Here is a 16,945-nt window from a genome sequence, read left to right as displayed (position 1 = left end):
TCCCTGACGCCTGTCTGCAAAAGGCTCATCCGCATCGTCCTTCCACCGGCAATTTCCGATGCGGATGAGAATAGCGCTTCAGATGGAAAGGGAATTGATTTCGATCAAATGGACGTCGTTGTTTTTGGCGTTTGGCGAAAAAATCTCTTTGGTCGTTTGATGTCGTGCCGGCCGAGGATGACGTTGAACGCATAAACAAACAACGCCGGGCTTCTGGCCCGGCGTTCTGTCTGGATTACTCGGCTGCAAGCGGTGGCAGGCGTAAGATCTTGCCGCCCTTGTCAGGGTGCTTGTCCGTTTCGTTTTTTTCCATGCCCGCGACACGCGCTTCGAGCGAGGAGAGAGCCAGGCTGTTTTCGCGGGCGATGCCGGACAGTTCCTCGTTGGAGAGCGTGGGATCCTCATGCTCCTTCTTGCCGACGAAGCGGCCGAAGAGGTGGGCGAGCAGGCGGGACAGGTCGTCCATGATGAGGAAGAAAGCGGGCACGACGATCAGCGACAGCACCGTCGAGACAATGATGCCGCCGATGACCGCGATTGCCATCGGCGCACGGAAGGAGCCGCCTTCACCTACGCCGAGCGCGGAGGGCAGCATACCCGCCGACATGGCGATGGAGGTCATGATGATCGGACGGGCGCGCTTGCGGCCCGCTTCCACCATGGCGTGAACCCGTTCCATGCCGTGACGGCGCATCTCGATGGCGAAATCCACCAGCAGGATGGCGTTTTTCGTGACGATACCCATGAGCATCAGGATGCCGATGAGAACGGGCATCGACAGCGCGTTCTGCGTGAGGATGAGCGCCACGGCCACGCCGCCGATGGCAAGCGGTAGCGAGAAAAGGATGGTGAAGGGCTGGATGACATCCTTGAAGAGCAGGATGAGCACCACCAGCACCAGAAGCAGGCCCAGCAGCATGGCGTTGACGAAGCCCTGCTGCATTTCGCCCTGCACCTTGGCATCGCCGCTTTCGGCAAGGCGAACGGTGGGGGGCAGCTTCGTTTCATCAACGATCCGCTTAAACTCGGCCGTCGAGGTATCGAGAGCCGTACCGAAGGGCACATCGGAGCCGATGGAAACCACACGGCTGCGATCGTTGCGCTTGATCGAGCTTGGACCTTCGGCATAGTCGATGTCGGCGACGCTGTAGAGCGGCACCAGCGAACCGGAAGCCGTCTTGATCTTCAGCGCCCGGATGGTTGCTAGATCCTGACGGGTATCCGTTGATGCCTGTACGCGGATCGGGATCTGCCGGTCGTCCAGCGAGATCTTGGTAAGCTGCGCATCGATATCGCCGATGGTGGCGACGCGGATCGTCTGGGAAATCTGCTGCGGCGTGATGCCGAGGCGGGCGATTTCATCCTTGCGCGGACGGATCTGCAGTTCGGGACGCGGCAGGGCACCTTCGGAGCTGACGTTCGCCAGGATAGGCGAGGCACGCAGACGCGATTCCAGCATGCCGACGGCATCGTTCAGATCCTGCTCGTTCTTTGACAGGAAGTTGAAGCTCAGTTCGCGCTCTGCACGGTCGTTGAGCTTGATGATGCGGACGTCGGGTATCTGGTTGACCTTGGCGAAGATGTCACGCTCCACGTCCCATTGCGGACGTGTGCGTCCCTTTTCTTCGAGCTTGGGAAGGTACTGGCCAATCAGCGGGATGGATCCCAGACCTTTGTTGACCAACGTCTTGACCAGCGAATGATCGAGGTGCTGGAGAATGACGTTGACGGTCGCGCGGCGCAGTTCGAGATCGCCCTTGGGTGAAGCGCCGCCGAGTACGAAGACGCTTTCCACGCCGTTGATGTCACGGATGGCGTGATAGATCGCGGTCGTCGTGCGGTCGGTTTCATCCAGCGTCGCATTCGGCGGCAGCTCGATGGACAGCGTGACGCGCGAAGCGTCGTCCGGCGGCAGGAAGCTGCCGGGAACGCCGCTCAGCAGGATGACCGAACCCACGAGGAAACCGATGGCGCCAAGCATGGTCAGGTAGCGGGCCCACCATTTGCGGGTGGTGGCCGTGACCATGCGGGTATAGGCCTTCATCAACGGACCGTCGTTGTCGTGATGGTCGTCCATCGCGTCTTCGGCACGCATGAGGTAGGCCGCCATCAGCGGCGTTATCAGGCGCGCCACCATCAGTGAGAAGAACACCGAGAAGGCGACTGTGAGGCCGAACTGGATGAAGTACTGGCCGGGAATGCCAGGCATGAAGGACACCGGCACAAACACCGCGATGATGGTGAAGCTGGTCGCGATCACCGCAAGACCGATTTCATCGGCAGCCTCGAGTGCTGCCCTGTACGGCGTCTTGCCCATCTTGATGTGGCGGGCGATGTTTTCGATTTCCACGATGGCGTCGTCCACAAGGATACCCGTGGCGAGCGTCAGCGCGAGGAAGCTGACGAGGTTGAGCGAAAAGCCCAACATGTCCATGATCCAGAATGTCGGGATGGCCGAAAGCGGCAATGCGACGGCCGAGATCAACGTTGCGCGCCAGTTTTTCAGGAACAGGAAGACGACGATGACGGCGAGGATCGCACCCTCGATCAGCGTATGTAGCGCAGCTTCGTAGTTGCCGTAGGTGAAATACACGGCGTCATCGACCATCTGGATCGAGACATCCGGATTGTCCTTGCGGACCTGATCGAGGCTCTCGGCCACGGTTTCGGCGACGGACACCTCGCTGGCACCCTTGGCGCGGAAGACCGCGAAGGTGACCGCCGGGTTGCCGTTGAAGCGCGAGAAGGATTTCGGCTCCTCATAGGTATCGTTGATGGTGCCGAGTTCGGAAAGCTTGACGAAGCGGCCGCCGGAAAGGGCAATTGTGGTGTTGGCGAGATCGGCCACGTTCCGCGTGTCGCCAAGCGTTCGGATCGTCTGCTCAGCGCCGCCGACCTGGCCACGGCCCGAGCCGAGGTCGATGTTGGTGCCGCGCAGCTGGCTGTTCACCTCAGGCGCCGTGATGCCATAAGCGTCCAGCTTGGCCGGGTTCAGGGAAACGCGTACCTCGCGGTCCGCGCCGCCATAACGGTCGACCTTGCCGACGCCGGCCTTGCCCTGAAGAGAGCGCTTGATGGTGTCGTCAACGAACCAGGAAAGCTCTTCCAGCGTCATGTTGGGCGAGGAAACGGCAAAGGTCTGGATTGCCTGACCTTCCACGTCGACCTTGGTGACGATCGGCTCCTCAATATCGGCGGGAAGATCGCTGCGGATCTTGTCGATGGCATCCTTAGTGTCCTGGACGGCTTCTTCCGTGGGCTTTTCGATGCGGAACATCACCACCGTCTGCGACTGGCCATCGACAACGGTGGACTGGATCTCATCGATGCCGCTGATCGCGGCGACGGCATCCTCGATCTCCTTCGTCACCTGCATTTCCAGTTCCGACGGCGATGCGCCGCTCTGGGTGACGGTGACGGAGACGACGGGAACGTCGATGTTGGGGAAGCGGGTGATCGGCAGGGCGTAAAACGCCTGCATGCCGAGGAACATCAGCAGCGCGAAGCCGAGCAGCGGCGCAATCGGGTTGCGGATTGACCATGCAGAGAAATTCATGTCATTCCCTCAGTCAGTTAGATGCATTCGTCTGGGCTTCGACCGGCTTGATGCGGTCGCCGTCACGCACGAATGCTCCAGCTTTTTCGACAACCTTGTCTCCAGCGGCAAGACCGCTGACAATCTGTATGAAACCGCTATCTTCGATGCCGGTTTCGATCTTCACCTGCCTGACGACATCACCCTCGATCTTGCGCGTGGTCGAGCCGTTGCGTCCGGCCGTCACCGCGGACAGCGGCAGGGAGAGCGCGGTGGTTTCCTCGATGATGATTTCCGCGCTGGCATACATGCCGGCCCGTGCCGGACTGTTTTCCGGCAGGATGACATGCACGGAACCGAGGCGCGTCGCGGCGTCGACGGTCGGCGAGACGAGCCGCACCTTGCCCTCAATTTTCTCAGCTCCGCCGGCAATCGTCAAATGGGCCTTCTGGCCGACCTTTATCTTCTGGATATCGGTTTCGGAAAGGTCGGCGACCAGTTCGATGGCGCCATCCTTTATAATCGTGAAGAGGGGCGTGCCCGCACCGCTGGCAACCGCGCCGACCTTGGCGTTCTTCGCCGACACGATACCGGCGACCGGCGTTTTCACGCCCGTACGTGTCAGACGGAGATTGACATCGTCCAGCTGCGCATCGACGACCTTGATGTCTGCCTCGCCGGCCGTGACGGCCTGTTTCGCCGCATCCAGGCGTGCTTTTGCCACTTCCGCGGCCGCCTGCGTCTGCTCGACCTGCGACACCGAGCCGGAACCGGCCTGACCGAGCTTCGCGGCACGGTCGCGCTGGCGAACGGCATCGTTCAGATTGGCTTCGGCTTCCAAAACCTGTGCCTTGGACTGGGTGAGCGATGCAACCGCCTTGGCGCGGTTTGCCTCGTACTGGCTCTTCTGCAACAGCAGGCTGTCGGTGGAAAGTTCGGCGAGGACCGCATTGGCTTCCACCTTGTCGCCTATGTCGGCGTTCAGCTTGTCGATGGAAAGACCGTCGACCAGGGGCTGCACGTAAATCTCGTCCACGGGCTTGATGGTGCCGGTTGCGATCACACGGTCAACGAGAGCGCGTTGCGTCGCATGCACGACGATGATGGAGGGCAGGTTCTGCTGTGCGGCGGCAGCCGGGCTTTCGCCTTCGGCCCTGGCGGAGAACGGCAGGGCCGTCGCGCAGAGAAGAAGGAAAGCAACCTGGCCTAGCTTTGATTTGTACTGCATGTGTCGTCGTCCGCCAATCTGCGCGCATTTCCTCCAGCCGAAGGCTCCCACAACAAGGACATGCGACAATCTATATGAAACAAGGGGCACAATACTTGCTTCCCGATCCTCCAGATTCCACGCCCCTCAACGCGAATCTTCAAGCACGCGAGCATCCGTGCTTTTTTACAAGATCAAAAAGTTCAGTCTTGTGAACGGGACTGTAGTTGTTTGCAGGGTGCAAATCAATCCGTGCAACAGGCATGCTGGATATACATTTTTGTATGGGTGCATGTCTTGAAAATTCTACGTGACAGGCCCGGGGTGCCAAAAAAAATGCGCGATACAATGTACCGCGCATTTTCGGATTTTTGAATGTGTTGAATTATTTCAGAGCGGCATCGGTGATTTCGGTCGTAAAGGCACCCGATGGCTCTTTTGTGATGACCGGATCGGAGCCACCGCCTAGCAGTGTCTTGACCGTGCGGTCGTAGTCGGCCTTGTCGAGCGCGCCGGTGGAGCCCGCGATGAGCTTGGCGACTTCCGTCATCATGCCTTTCTGGTGGGCTTCCGTCTGTGCGCCGGACGCATCGTTTTCAAGGACGATATCGGCTGCATCGCTGGGGTTTTCTTCGGCCCACTTCCAGCCCTTCATCGAGGCACGGACGAACTTGACCATGTTCTCCTTGAACTTGGCGTCCTTCAGCTTGTCTTCGAGAACATAGAGGCCGTCTTCCAGCGTCGCGACGCCTTCGTCTTCATACTTGAAGGTCACGAGGTCGTCGGCCTTGATGCCGGCTTCCAGAACCTGCAGATATTCGTTGTAGGTCATGGTCGAAATGCACGCGGCCTGTTTCTGCAGTAGCGGATCGACGTTGAAGCCCTGCTTCAGAACCGTCACGCCATCGGCGCCGCCGGTCGTGGGGATTTTCAGGTGCGACATCCACGACAGGAACGGATATTCGTTGCCGAAGAACCAGACGCCGAGTGTCTTGCCCTTGAAGTCGTCCGGCTTGGTGATGCCGGTTTCCTTGAGGCACGTCAGCATCATGCCGGATTTCTTGAAGGGCTGGGCGATGTTGACCAGCGGAACGCCCTTTTCGCGGGTCGCGAGAGCCGACGGCATCCAGTCGACGATGACATCAGCGCCGCCGCCTGCCAGAACCTGCGCCGGGGCGATATCCGGGCCGCCGGGCTTGATATCGACATCAAGACCTTCTGCCTCGTAGAAACCCTTGTCCTTGGCGACGTAATAACCGGCGAACTGGGCCTGCGTGACCCATTTCAGCTGCAGGGTCAGTTTTTCGGCGGCCTGAACGTTGAACGCCGTCATCACCGCCGCACCGGCGAGAAGAAGAGATGCTAGTCTTGTTTTCATCGCTGTTCCCTTTTTTCTTTGTTTACGTTCGTCCACCACGGACGGACGGATGCCAGAAGGTGACGGCCCGCTCTGCGAGCGCCACAAGACCGTAAAAGCCGGAGCCTGCCAGTGCTGCGACCGCGATTTCGGCCCAGACCATATCGACATTGCTGCGGCCCATTTCCGCCGAGATGCGGAAGCCCATGCCGACGATGGGCGTGCCGAAGAATTCCGCGACGATGGCGCCTATCAGCGCCAGTGTGGAATTGATCTTCAGCGCGTTGAAGATGAAGGGCCAGGCGGCTGGCAGGCGCAGCTTGATAAGCGTCTGCCACCAGCCTGCGGCATAGGTGCGCATCAGGTCGCGCTCCATGTGGCTGGAGGCCGAAAGTCCCTGCACGGTGTTCACCAGCATGGGGAAGAAGGTCATGATGACGACGACCGCGACTTTCGATTGCCAGTCGAAGCCAAACCACATGACCATGATGGGCGCCACGCCGACAACCGGCAGGGCCGAAACGAAATTGCCGATAGGCAAAAGGCCGCGTTGCAGGAAGGGCGAGCGGTCAATGAGGATGGCGACGGCAAAGCCGAGGCCGCAGCCGAGCACATAACCCGTCAGCACCGACTTGATGAAGGTCTGGCGGAAATCCGCCCAGAGGGTCGGCAGCGATGAGATGAGGCGCATGAAGATGGCGCTTGGCGCCGGCAGCAGGATCTGCGGCACGGAAAAGCCACGGACAATGCCTTCCCACAGGATGATGAGGGCGATGCCGAACAGCAGCGGCACTGCGATGCCACTCATGCGCTTTGCTGCGGGTGCGGAGAAGTTGCGTCGGACCAGCCATTCGTTGAAGCTCCAGGCGGCTGCCCAGAACAGGATAGCGAAGACCAGCCAGCCGGGATTGCTCATGGTCTTTCTCCCATTCTCTTCAGCACGGCCGTATGGGCGATGCCGATGATCGACACGAGGATGGCGGCGACGGCGGCGGCCATGAACAGTGCCGCCCAGATCTGCACCGTCTGGCCGTAATAGGAGCCGGAGAGCAGGCGCGCCCCAAGTCCTGCGACAGCACCTGTCGGCAGTTCGCCGACGATGGCGCCGACGAGCGCGATGGCGACGGCGATTTTCAGCGAGGTAAAGAGATAGGGAAGGGCAGACGGCCAGCGCAGCTTCCAGAAAATCTGGCTCGGCGAGGCATTATAGGTATGCATCAGGTCACGCTGGATGGTTTCCGGGCTGCGCAGACCCTTCACCATGCCGACGACGATGGGGAAGAAGCTGAGATAGGTGGAAATCAACGCCTTGGGCAGCAGCCCGGAAATACCGATGGAGTTCAGAACGACAATAATCATCGGTGCGACGGCGAGAATGGGGATCGTCTGGCTGGCGATGATCCACGGCATGACGGAGCGGTCCATGGCGCGGTTATGGACGATGGCAACCGCAAGCAGGATACCAAGCACCGCGCCGATAGCGAAGCCCAGAAGAGTTGCCGAGAGCGTGATGCCCGCATGGTAGACGAGGCTGCGCTTGGAGGTGATCGCCTTGTTGACGGTCGTGTCCCACAGTTCTGCGACGATCTGGTGTGGCGCGGGAAGAACGGGACGTTCCTGCGCGAAGGTTTGAGGCAGAAGCTCGAGGAAGCCCGGCTGCTGTCCGGCGCGGGCTGCCTGATCGCTGGCGAAGGGCATGTTGAGGTAGACGACCGCCAAGTGCCAGACGACGAGAATGGCCAGGATGACGGTGAGCACTGGGAGAATGCGGTGACGGAGGAGGGTCATAGCGGTGCCCTCGCCAATGGGGACTTAACCCCCTTTGCCCTGTCGGGCATCTCCCCCTCAAGGGGGGAGAGAGGCAAGACGCTTTTCCACCAGTCCATTCCTCGACGTTGAGATGGTCGAGGCATTACCGCAGACCGATCTCCCCCTTTGAGGGGGAGGTGCCCGGCAGGGCAGAGGGGGGGGAAGCTGGCTATGACGTCAACCCTCATAGCTGTGCCCCGCTTTCAATCCTTCACGGACGCGGTGGGCGATTTCCAGAAACTCTGGCGTCTCGCGGATTTCCAGCGGACGCTCGCGCGGCAGGGTGGACGTGATGATATCCGTCACCCGTCCGGGGCGCGGCGACATGACGACGATCTTCGTCGAGAGATAAACGGCTTCGGGAATGGAGTGGGTGACGAAGCAGATGGTCTTGCCGGTGGCATCCCACAGTTTCAGCAGCTGTTCGTTCAGATGGTCGCGAACGATCTCGTCCAACGCGCCGAACGGCTCGTCCATCAGCAGGAGATCGGCATCGAAGGCGAGCGCGCGGGCGATCGAGGCACGCTGCTTCATGCCGCCCGACAGCTGCCATGGATATTTCTTGCCGAAGCCCGTGAGGTTGACGAGATCGAGCGTGCGCTCGATGCGGGCCTGCTGTTCTGCTTTGGTGTAGCCCATGATTTCAAGCGGCAGCGCGATGTTCTTCTCTATGGTCCGCCACGGATAAAGCGCTGCCGCCTGAAATACATAGCCGTAGGAACGATCCTTGCGGGCGTTTTCCGGCGTGGTGCCATTGACAGTGATCTCGCCCGAAGTGTGCTTTTCGAGATCGGCGATGACGCGCAGGAAGGTAGTCTTGCCGCAGCCGGAAGGGCCGATGAAGGAGACGAAATCACCCTTGCCGACCTCTAGATCGACATTGGACAGCGCGTGCACGGGGCCGTCACCCGTTTCGAAGGTGAGGCCGAGGTTCTTTGCCGAGACGACGGAATAAGAAGGGGACGTATTCATCGGGGTTCGTTCACGCTTTCCGTCACGGCTGCGCGCGCCAGCGGCAGCATCTGGGTTTCGGTCAGTCTGGCAACCGGCACGGCAGGCACGCCGTCGACCGGCAACCAGCGCACATCCTCGATTTCCGCCTGTGGCGTGACGCCGCCGTTCAGCCGGGCGATGAAGGTGTGGGCCACGACCTCCGCACCCGCTTCGTTGGCGGCTTCTTCACGGAAAACGCCTTCGTATCGTGCCGCATCGGCTGGAAGTGCCAGACCGATTTCCTCGGTCAGTTCGCGACGGAGCGCTTCTTGCGGCGTTTCACCCGGATCGATCTTGCCACCCGGTTGCATGAACTGCGTGGTGCCGCGCTTGCGCACCACCAGCATTTCCCGCCTGTCGTTCAGCAGGATGGCGGCGGCGATGACGATCTGACGTTTCGGTTCGGCGCTCACGATCACACTCCGCTTGCCGGAATGCCGGTGCGTTCCACCTTGCGGGGCGCAACGAGGTCTTTCCAGGTGGACAGCGCCGTGCTGACGGCGGGGTAGGGATCGCGGGCAACGAATTTGCCGTGACCTTCCTGCGTCCTGATGGTGGTTTCCTCGACGGTGACGACGCCTCGCGACAGGGTGAAGCGCGGCAGCCCCTTGACCTTCTGCCCCTCGAAGACGTTGTAATCGATGGCTGATTGCTGGTTTGCGGCGGTGATGGTCTTTTCGCGCGCCGGATCCCAGACGACGATATCGGCATCGCTGCCGACGAGGATCGCGCCCTTTTTTGGGTAGATGTTGAGGATCTTGGCGATGTTGGTGGATGTGACGGCGACGAATTCGTTCATCGTCAGGCGGCCGGTTGCGACGCCGTGGGTCCAGAGCAGTGGCAGGCGGTCTTCAAGCCCGCCGGTGCCGTTCGGTATCTTGCGGAAATCTCCAAGCCCGAAACGTTTCTGGTCCGTGGTGAAGGCGCAATGGTCGGTCGCCACGCATTGCAGCGAACCGGCCGCAAGACCCGCCCAGAGCGAATCCTGATGCTGTTTGTTGCGGAACGGCGGCGACATGACGCGGCGGGCGGCGTGGTCCCAGTCGGCATTCGCATATTCGCGCTCATCGAGGATCAGGTGCTGGATCAGCGGCTCACCGTAAACGCGCATGCCGTTCTGCCGCGCCCGGCGGATCGCCTCATGCGCCTGCTCGCAGGAGGTGTGCACGACGTAGAGCGGCGCGCCAGCCATATCGGCGATGATGATGGCGCGGTTGGTGGCTTCGCCCTCGACGGAGGCAGGCCTGGAATAGGCATGGGCTTCTGGGCCGGTGTTGCCCTCGGCCATCAGCTTTTCCTGCATCTGGGCAACGATATCGCCGTTTTCCGCATGTACGAAGGGGATGGCGCCAAGCTCCGCGCAGCGCGAGAAGGAGGCGAACATCTCGTCGTCGTTCACCATCAGCGCGCCCTTGTAGGCCATGAAGTGCTTGAAGGAGTTGATGCCTTTTTCCTGAACGACGGTCTTCATTTCGTCGAAGACCTGTTTGCCCCACCATGTCACGGCCATGTGGAAGGAGTAGTCGCAACTGGCGCGGGTCGCCTTGTTGTCCCAGCGTTGCAGCGCGTCGAGAAGCGACTGGCCGGGGTCAGGCAGGCAGAAATCCACCACCATGGTCGTGCCGCCCGAAAGCGCCGCACGCGTGCCGCTTTCGAAATCATCGGCCGAATAGGTGCCCATGAAGGGCATTTCCAGATGCACGTGCGGATCGATGCCACCCGGCATGACATAGCAGCCGGTGGCATCCAGAACCTCGTCTCCCGCGAGGTTCGGGCCGATCTCGACGATCCTGCCGCCATCGATCTTCACGTCCGCCCTGTAGGTCAGGTCGGCGGTGACGATGGTGCCGTTCTTGATCACTGTGGCCATGGTCGTTCCCCTTGTTTATTGCCGCAGTCAATCTCCCGGGATTGCTGATCTCAGGGACTGAACATCGTGCACGATACTGATTTTCCGGCAGGTCGGGACGTGTTCATTCGCCGGCGCCTGCCAGTTTGAGTTCCTTCACCATGAACAGGCTGTGAGGGTTTTCCTCGTAGTCCGCGAATGGTCCGCAATGCTGATAACCGAGGGCTTCGTAGAGGCCGACGGCCTCGACGTTCAGCGGGCCGGTTTCAAGATAAAGCCTGAATACGCCGCGCTCCTCCGCAAGCGCCTGCAACGCCGCCATGATCTTGCGACCGATGCCGTGGCCGCGGGCATCGTCATGCACGAAAATGCGTTTCAGTTCCGCGCTGCCATCGTCAAACCACTTTATCGCACCGCAGCCGACTGCCTTGCCGTCCAGCCGTGCGACCAGAAAGGAGATGTCGGGCGCGGACAGGGCGTCCAGATCGACCGCGAAGTTTCCTTCCGGTGGATAGAGCGAGGCCATGTATTCGTCGGACAGCTCGATCAGCGCCACCACTTCCGGCTGCTTCGGCACCTCCAGTTCGATGGTGACGGTCATGCCACGATCTCCGCCGTCTCAAGCACGGCGTGCAGCAACACATCGCATCCGGCTGCTGCCCATTCTGGAGAAATCTCCTCCGCCTCGTTGTGCGACAGTCCACCGACGCAGGGGCAGAAGATCATCGTGGTCGGGGCGACGCGTGCCGTCCAGCAGGCGTCGTGACCGGCGCCGGATATGATGTCCATATGACTATAGCCGAGTTTTTCGGCGGCGGCGCGCACGCGCCCCACCAGCACCGGATCGAAGGTGACGGGATCGAAATGGCCGATGGCTTCAATGGAGCAGCCGACGCCAAGTTCGGCGGCGATCTTCGGCGCTTCCTCTTCGAAGATCGCCCGCATGCTGTCGAGCTTCTCCTGCGAGGAGGTGCGCATATCGATGGTGAACACGACCTTGCCGGGCAGCACATTGGGCGAATTGGGTGTGAAGTTCATGCGGCCGACACCTGCCACCGCGCCCGGCTGGTGGGCCATCGCCACTTCCTGAACCTTTTCGAGAATACGGGCGGCTGCAAGCCCGGCGTTGACGCGCATCGTCATGGGCGTGGAGCCGGTGTGAGCCTCCTTGCCCGTCAGGGTTATTTCCAGCCACCACAGACCCTGGCAGTGGGTGACGACGCCGATCTGCTTTTCCTGGGCCTCGAGGATCGGTCCCTGCTCGATGTGATATTCGAAATAGGCGTGCATCCTGCGTGCGCCGACCTCTTCATCGCCAAGCCAGCCGATGCGCTTCAGCTCATCGCCATAGGTCTTGCCGTCCGCATCGGTGCGGCTATAGGCGTAGTCGAGCGTGTGGATGCCGGCGAAAACGCCCGATGCCAGCATGGCGGGCGCGAAACGCGCGCCTTCTTCGTTGGACCAGTTCGTCACCACAATAGGATGCCGGGTTGTGATGTTAAGATCGTTCAGGCTGCGCACGACTTCCAGTCCGGCCAGCACCCCGAGCACGCCATCGAACTTGCCGCCCGTAGGCTGAGTGTCGAGATGGCTGCCGATATAAACGGGCAGGGCATCCGGATCGGCGCCGCGGCGGGTGGCGAACATCGTTCCCATCCGGTCGACGCCGACCGTCATTCCGGCAGCTTCGCACCAGCGCTGGAACAGGCTGCGGCCTTCGGCGTCCTCGTCCGTCAGGGTGCGGCGATTGTTGCCACCGGCGATGCCGGGGCCGATTTTCGCCATCTCCATCAGGCTGTCCCACAGCCGATTGCTGTCAACCGCCAAGTTCTTACCCGCCGCCATATGTGTTATCCTCGAAGTTTGTTGTTATTCGGTATGCAAAGCCTGTGCCGTTCCAGATTTCCACCCATTGAAACAAGAGCCATTGCCTTGTGACGAGGTTGGTGGATAAATTGACCGACTGGTAAACATTGCAAATTCGCGAGAAGGTCAGCAAGGGATTTTCATGACGAATCGCAATGTTTTTGCCTAAAGTGTGCGCTGTGATTATTTTTTAATCCAGTCGTTTTAGCAGATGCATTAAAAAGAAACAGAGAGCGCAGATGGCCAAACCGCGAGCAGCAAAAACACAAAAGCGGACGCGCATCCAGGAGGAAAAGCACGAGGCCATACTCGAAGCGGCGTTGAGCGTTTTTTCGGTCAACGGCTTTCGTGGCTCCACCATCGATCAGATCGCCGAAGCGGCGGGCATGTCCAAGCCCAACGTGCTGTATTATTTCCGCACCAAGGAAGCGATGCACCGGGCCCTGATCGAGCGGGTTCTCGATACCTGGCTCGATCCGCTGAGGGCGTTCGACGCCGAGGGCAATCCCGAGAGCGAGATACGCTCCTATATTCGCCGCAAGCTGGAAATGTCGCGGGATTTCCCGCGCGAGAGCCGCCTGTTCGCCAACGAGATCCTGCAAGGCGCGCCGCATATCGAAGATGAATTGAGGGGGCCGCTCAAACAACTGGTGGATGAAAAGGTCGGGGTGATCCGTGCGTGGATCAAGGCCGGGAGGATCGCCAAATGCGATCCCTACCACCTGATTTTTTCCATATGGTCGACAACCCAGCACTATGCGGATTTCGATGTGCAGGTGCGCGCCGTGCTTGGCGACAAGAACGGGGGTGAGGGCCGTTTCGAGGATGCCGCCCGCCATCTGGAACAGCTTTTCATGGGCGGGTTGAAAATCGGCGGCTAGGGCGGGTTTTCCACACGGAAAAGCTTTGCGTTAAAACATGATAAAATTTATCATCTTTATACTTTACTCCAAAACTCATCTTTATTATGGTGCCGACATTCCGATTACGGAGCCCGCGATTATCCGGGCGTAACAAGACAACCGGCAGGTGAGTGCATGGCACGCAAGGACAAAAAGAAGGCGGATCGTGGCGGCAAGCAGGGCAAGGCTTCCCAGCAGCCAGACACCGAGGTCGCGGAAGCGCAGCTTTCCGGCCCGAAAAGCTTTCTTTATGTGGGCGGCCGTGACTGTCAGGTCGCGCATCTACGCCAGATCGCCAGCAATTTCGGTGCGGAACTCATCCACCACGATGGCGGGTTGCGCGAAGCGGTTTCACGTATCGATACCGTTCTTCCCTCGGTCGACTGCGTTTTCTGCCCGATCGACTGTATCAGCCACGATGCGTGTCTGCGGGTGAAGTCCGGTTGCAAGAAATTCGGCAAGACGTTCATTCCGCTGCGCAACGGCAGCAAATCCAGTCTGGAGCGGGCGCTTCAGACGATGAATGAACGGACCGCAAGCGATGAGCGAAGAGCGCAATAATTCCACCGAAAACGATGAGCAGGCGGCGGACGAGACTTGCCGCGTCGAACTGCACAAGATGGCCGAGCACGCCGCCGACCCGGTTTTGACGGATATGTTCGAAATCGTCGCAGAGCGTGAGCGACGCAACAGGGCTACCAGAAGCCCTGACAACGTGCTGATGTTTCCCTATCTCAGAACGCGCCAGCCGGGAGAGGCCGCGGCATTCGATCCCGGACGGGCCGCCGCCGAGGGCCGTAACATCGTAATGTTTCGCTGGAAAAGGCGTTGAGGCGGCGGTTCAGCTCCGTTATCTTCACGCCTGATCCGAAATCCATTGACGACGGCGTCTATCGATCCTCACCTCAAGGGCGAGGATGACGTCGAGTGCGATGAACGCTGTGTCGAAATCCGTCTCAGGAGTCGGGTGCGTCCAGCGCAATCAGACTTTCGGCTTCAAAAATGCACTGACGGCCAGAATAAGCCAGCCGGCGATCATGCCGATGCCGCCCAGAGGCGCTGCGAAGGGGAAGAGGCCGTAACCCGAAAAATGCCGGGCAACGAGATCGCCGACGAACAACGCCGTGCCAAGGCCAAGGGTCAGCCCCGCCGGCATTGCAGTTCGGATGCGATCCCAGCCGACGGAAAGCGCGATCAGCACGGGCGCATGGGCAAGCGCCATGGCCGACGCCTTGCCGAGCATGTAGGTTTCGCCGGTATGGGTGGCGGCCGCCGCCAGCATCACGCCTGCAGCGCCGAGAAGGCTGCCGAGAAACAGGACGAAGGAACGCATCCTCTCGTTTTTCATGATGCGCTCTCTTCCTGGTTCTGCATGTGAAACGCCAGTCGCTCGATCGGCGCCCAGATGATGTCCCTGAGCTTCGGGTTTTCGATGGTGTCTTCCATGGCGCGCCGGAAGCACAGCAGCCACTCGTCCCGTTCAGCCGGGCCGATGGGGGCCACGAAATGGCGGCGGCGCAACATCGGATGGCCGTGTTTCTCGACATAGACGGGCGGTCCGCCAAGATATCCCGTCAGATAATCGTAAAACTTGCTTTCACTGCCGGAAAGATCCGGAGGGTGGATCGCGCGGCAGCGTGCCGCTTCCGGCAGGGTGTCCATCAACTCGTAGAAGCGCTTCGCCAGCGACCGCACCGTGGCATCGCCGCCGATCGCTTCGTAAAGGGTAATGGTTTCGCCGCTCAATGGTGCTGCCTCCCGACGTTACGGGCCCTTATCGCGCCCGGCTGCGGGAAGAGCAATATGAAAACGCGAGGTGCGGCATTCGGCCCCTCGCGTTTCTATCGGGTGATGGAATCACCCGAAGTTGCGGATCAGATCCAGACCCTTACTGAGCAGCGCTTCGGCTTCGTCCTGATTGGCGGCTTCGACGTAGCAGCGCATTTCGGGTGCGTTGCCGGAAGGGCGGAAGTGGATGGTGCTGCCGTCGGTCAGCGCCACCCGCAGGCCGTCGATGTCGCTGGTGGATTTCACCGTGCCGACAGGTGCCAGGAATTTTTCGAGATTGTCCTTCGAAGCGCGCAGATGCGCCATCAGGGCCGCGCTTTTTTCCTGCGCGAAATTTTCCAGACGGTCGGCGGCTGCGACCGGCAGGTTGTAGGCTGCGGCGATCTCGGACAAGGGCTTTTTCTGCTCGGCAGAGAGTAGCAGCACGGCCAGCACCGGCAGGAAGCTGTCGCGGGTCGGAAGCGGCGACAGCGGTTTACCGTTGAGGGTAAAGGCGGAGGCCGTCAGCAGACCTCCATTCGCCTCGAAACCCATGACGCCGTTCCGGCCTGCCGCAAGCGCTTCACCCATGCCTGCGATGACGAATGGCGAGCCGACCTTCGTGCGGATGACCTCGAAGGAACCGCTTGCCTCGATGCCGGAGTTGGAGGTGACGGGCGTGACGACGACGCCTGCCCCGAGGAAGTTTGCGGTGATGAGGCCGATCAGGTCGCCGCGCAGTGGAACACCCTGTTCATCGGCGAGCAGCGGACGGTCGCCGTCACCATCGGCAGAAACGATGGCGTCAAGGCCATGTTCAGGGGACCATTTTTTCAGGAGCGCCAGCGTTTCCGGCGAGACGGCTTCCGTATCGACCGGAATGAAGCTTTCCGAACGACCGAGCGGCACGACCTCCGCGCCGTAATGCGCCAGCACATCCACGAACAGGTCGCGCGCGACGGTGCTGTGCTGGTAGACGCCGATCTTGAGGCCGGAGAGCGCGCCTGCGGGCAGCAGCGACGCATTGCGCCCGTAAAACAGTTCCGCAGCGACAGCGGAGTGATCTTCGGCGGTTGCGGGTTCATCCGCGATGCCTTCTGCCTCGACTTCCCTTGCAAGCGTGGCGATGGCCGTCTCGTCCTGCTTGTCGATCTCGCCATCCGGGCGATAGAACTTGATGCCATTGCGATCGGCCGGAATATGCGATCCGGTAATCATCAGGGCAGCAGCCTTCAGAGACAGGCCATAAAGGGCAAGGGCCGGCGTTGGGACGGTACCGCAATCGAGCGGCACGAGGCCCGCTTTCTTCAGCGCGCCGATGCAGGTCGCGGAAACGTCGGGGCTGGAATCGCGGAAATCGCGGCCGACGAGAATGGGGTCACCAGCCTTGGATTGACCTGATTTGAGAAGGTGCCGTGCAAATGCCGTTGCGTAGACGGCGGAGGCTTTTCCCTTGAGGTCGACAGAGAGGCCACGAAGACCGCTCGTTCCAAATTTCAGGCTCATGCCAAACTCCAGTGCGATAAAATCTTTGAGGTTCAAATGGATAATACAAATATATAACGACTAGAAGACCGTATCGATCCATGCGAGTCAATCATCACTTTCGCTGCCCGCGCAAATGGGCGATGATGGCGCTGGGAAAGGGTAACCTAAAATT

Annotated in this window: 15 protein-coding genes and 1 pseudogene; 3 read left to right on the top strand and 13 right to left on the bottom strand. The window is 60.4% G+C overall.

Annotated elements, in window-relative coordinates:
- Positions 1–235: 235 nt before the first annotated feature.
- The 10 genes from N7578_RS20085 to N7578_RS20040 form a co-directional block, all read right to left on the bottom strand.
- A complete protein-coding gene (locus tag N7578_RS20085) occupies positions 236–3,556 on the bottom strand; it encodes an efflux RND transporter permease subunit (RefSeq protein ID WP_311111989.1) in 3,321 nt (1,106 codons plus the stop codon).
- 13 nt (positions 3,557–3,569) lie between these two features.
- Positions 3,570–4,763, bottom strand: coding sequence for an efflux RND transporter periplasmic adaptor subunit (locus N7578_RS20080; RefSeq protein WP_311111988.1), 1,194 nt, complete (start codon positions 4,761–4,763; stop codon positions 3,570–3,572).
- Positions 4,764–5,127: 364 nt separating this feature from the next.
- Positions 5,128–6,120 (bottom strand): ABC transporter substrate-binding protein, encoded by a 993-nt coding sequence (locus tag N7578_RS20075; RefSeq protein ID WP_311111987.1) that lies wholly within the window; start codon positions 6,118–6,120, stop codon positions 5,128–5,130.
- A 22-nt stretch (positions 6,121–6,142) separates the two neighbouring features.
- Positions 6,143–7,015 carry an ABC transporter permease gene (locus N7578_RS20070; RefSeq protein ID WP_311111986.1) on the bottom strand — a complete coding sequence of 291 codons (873 nt, stop codon included), beginning with the start codon at positions 7,013–7,015 and terminating at the stop codon, positions 6,143–6,145.
- Positions 7,012–7,887, bottom strand: a complete 876-nt coding sequence (locus N7578_RS20065; RefSeq protein ID WP_311111985.1) for an ABC transporter permease — start codon at positions 7,885–7,887, stop codon at positions 7,012–7,014. Before N7578_RS20065 ends, N7578_RS20070 begins: the two co-directional genes overlap by 4 nt.
- 198 nt (positions 7,888–8,085) lie before the next feature.
- Complete coding sequence (locus N7578_RS20060) at positions 8,086–8,880, bottom strand: ABC transporter ATP-binding protein (RefSeq protein WP_311111984.1); 795 nt, start codon at positions 8,878–8,880, stop codon at positions 8,086–8,088.
- Positions 8,877–9,320, bottom strand: coding sequence for an NUDIX domain-containing protein (locus N7578_RS20055; RefSeq protein WP_311111983.1), 444 nt, complete (start codon positions 9,318–9,320; stop codon positions 8,877–8,879). The genes N7578_RS20060 and N7578_RS20055 overlap by 4 nt, the downstream gene beginning before the upstream one ends.
- Positions 9,317–10,771, bottom strand: a complete 1,455-nt coding sequence (gene hydA, locus N7578_RS20050; RefSeq protein WP_311111982.1) for a dihydropyrimidinase — start codon at positions 10,769–10,771, stop codon at positions 9,317–9,319. Before hydA ends, N7578_RS20055 begins: the two co-directional genes overlap by 4 nt.
- Before the next feature lie 103 nt (positions 10,772–10,874).
- Complete coding sequence (locus tag N7578_RS20045) at positions 10,875–11,351, bottom strand: GNAT family N-acetyltransferase (RefSeq protein ID WP_311111981.1); 477 nt, start codon at positions 11,349–11,351, stop codon at positions 10,875–10,877.
- Positions 11,348–12,595 (bottom strand): Zn-dependent hydrolase, encoded by a 1,248-nt coding sequence (locus N7578_RS20040; protein WP_311111980.1) that lies wholly within the window; start codon positions 12,593–12,595, stop codon positions 11,348–11,350. Before N7578_RS20040 ends, N7578_RS20045 begins: the two co-directional genes overlap by 4 nt.
- Before the next feature lie 260 nt (positions 12,596–12,855).
- Here N7578_RS20040 and N7578_RS20035 point away from each other — a divergent pair, with 260 nt between their 5' ends.
- The 3 genes and pseudogenes from N7578_RS20035 to N7578_RS20025 all read left to right on the top strand — a co-directional run bounded on the left by N7578_RS20035 (position 12,856) and on the right by N7578_RS20025 (position 14,350).
- Positions 12,856–13,497, top strand: coding sequence for a TetR family transcriptional regulator C-terminal domain-containing protein (locus N7578_RS20035; RefSeq protein WP_311111979.1), 642 nt, complete (start codon positions 12,856–12,858; stop codon positions 13,495–13,497).
- Positions 13,498–13,755: 258 nt separating this feature from the next.
- A pseudogene (locus N7578_RS20030) lies at positions 13,756–14,079 on the top strand (DUF2325 domain-containing protein); the annotation flags it as partial.
- Positions 14,060–14,350: a hypothetical protein gene (locus N7578_RS20025; RefSeq protein ID WP_311111977.1), complete on the top strand. Its 291-nt coding sequence runs from the start codon at positions 14,060–14,062 to the stop codon at positions 14,348–14,350. The pseudogene N7578_RS20030 and the gene N7578_RS20025, both read left to right, overlap by 20 nt.
- Positions 14,351–14,500: 150 nt before the next feature.
- Here the strand turns inward: N7578_RS20025 and N7578_RS20020 are convergent, their stop codons facing one another.
- The 3 genes from N7578_RS20020 to uppO form a co-directional block, all read right to left on the bottom strand.
- Entirely contained in the window at positions 14,501–14,866 is a 366-nt protein-coding gene (locus N7578_RS20020; RefSeq protein ID WP_311111976.1) for a DUF423 domain-containing protein, read from the bottom strand.
- Positions 14,863–15,264 (bottom strand): group II truncated hemoglobin, encoded by a 402-nt coding sequence (locus tag N7578_RS20015; RefSeq protein WP_311111975.1) that lies wholly within the window; start codon positions 15,262–15,264, stop codon positions 14,863–14,865. Before N7578_RS20015 ends, N7578_RS20020 begins: the two co-directional genes overlap by 4 nt.
- A gap of 111 nt (positions 15,265–15,375) precedes the next feature.
- The gene (gene uppO / locus N7578_RS20010; protein ID WP_311111974.1) at positions 15,376–16,791 is read right to left on the bottom strand and encodes a polysaccharide biosynthesis phosphomannomutase UppO; all 1,416 of its coding nucleotides are present in this window, start codon (positions 16,789–16,791) and stop codon (positions 15,376–15,378) included.
- Positions 16,792–16,945 lie beyond the last annotated feature (154 nt).

It is taken from the genome of Agrobacterium tumefaciens (genome assembly GCF_031801495.1).
Taxonomy (GTDB): Bacteria; Pseudomonadota; Alphaproteobacteria; order Rhizobiales; family Rhizobiaceae; genus Agrobacterium; species Agrobacterium tumefaciens_K.
Note: the sequence above shows the minus strand (reverse complement) of the source record. Positions and strands in the feature narration are given on the sequence as shown.

Coding starts and splice junctions, on each gene's coding strand:
- N7578_RS20065 (WP_311111985.1), bottom strand. CDS start 7,887: ATGACCCTCCTCCGTCACCGCATTCTCCCAGTGCTCACCGTCATCCTG.
- uppO (WP_311111974.1), bottom strand. CDS start 16,791: ATGAGCCTGAAATTTGGAACGAGCGGTCTTCGTGGCCTCTCTGTCGAC.
- hydA (WP_311111982.1), bottom strand. CDS start 10,771: ATGGCCACAGTGATCAAGAACGGCACCATCGTCACCGCCGACCTGACC.
- N7578_RS20075 (WP_311111987.1), bottom strand. CDS start 6,120: ATGAAAACAAGACTAGCATCTCTTCTTCTCGCCGGTGCGGCGGTGATG.
- N7578_RS20080 (WP_311111988.1), bottom strand. CDS start 4,763: ATGCAGTACAAATCAAAGCTAGGCCAGGTTGCTTTCCTTCTTCTCTGC.
- N7578_RS20040 (WP_311111980.1), bottom strand. CDS start 12,595: ATGGCGGCGGGTAAGAACTTGGCGGTTGACAGCAATCGGCTGTGGGAC.
- N7578_RS20035 (WP_311111979.1), top strand. CDS start 12,856: ATGGCCAAACCGCGAGCAGCAAAAACACAAAAGCGGACGCGCATCCAG.
- N7578_RS20085 (WP_311111989.1), bottom strand. CDS start 3,556: ATGAATTTCTCTGCATGGTCAATCCGCAACCCGATTGCGCCGCTGCTC.
- N7578_RS20070 (WP_311111986.1), bottom strand. CDS start 7,015: ATGAGCAATCCCGGCTGGCTGGTCTTCGCTATCCTGTTCTGGGCAGCC.
- N7578_RS20025 (WP_311111977.1), top strand. CDS start 14,060: ATGAGCGAAGAGCGCAATAATTCCACCGAAAACGATGAGCAGGCGGCG.
- N7578_RS20060 (WP_311111984.1), bottom strand. CDS start 8,880: ATGAATACGTCCCCTTCTTATTCCGTCGTCTCGGCAAAGAACCTCGGC.
- N7578_RS20045 (WP_311111981.1), bottom strand. CDS start 11,351: ATGACCGTCACCATCGAACTGGAGGTGCCGAAGCAGCCGGAAGTGGTG.
- N7578_RS20020 (WP_311111976.1), bottom strand. CDS start 14,866: ATGAAAAACGAGAGGATGCGTTCCTTCGTCCTGTTTCTCGGCAGCCTT.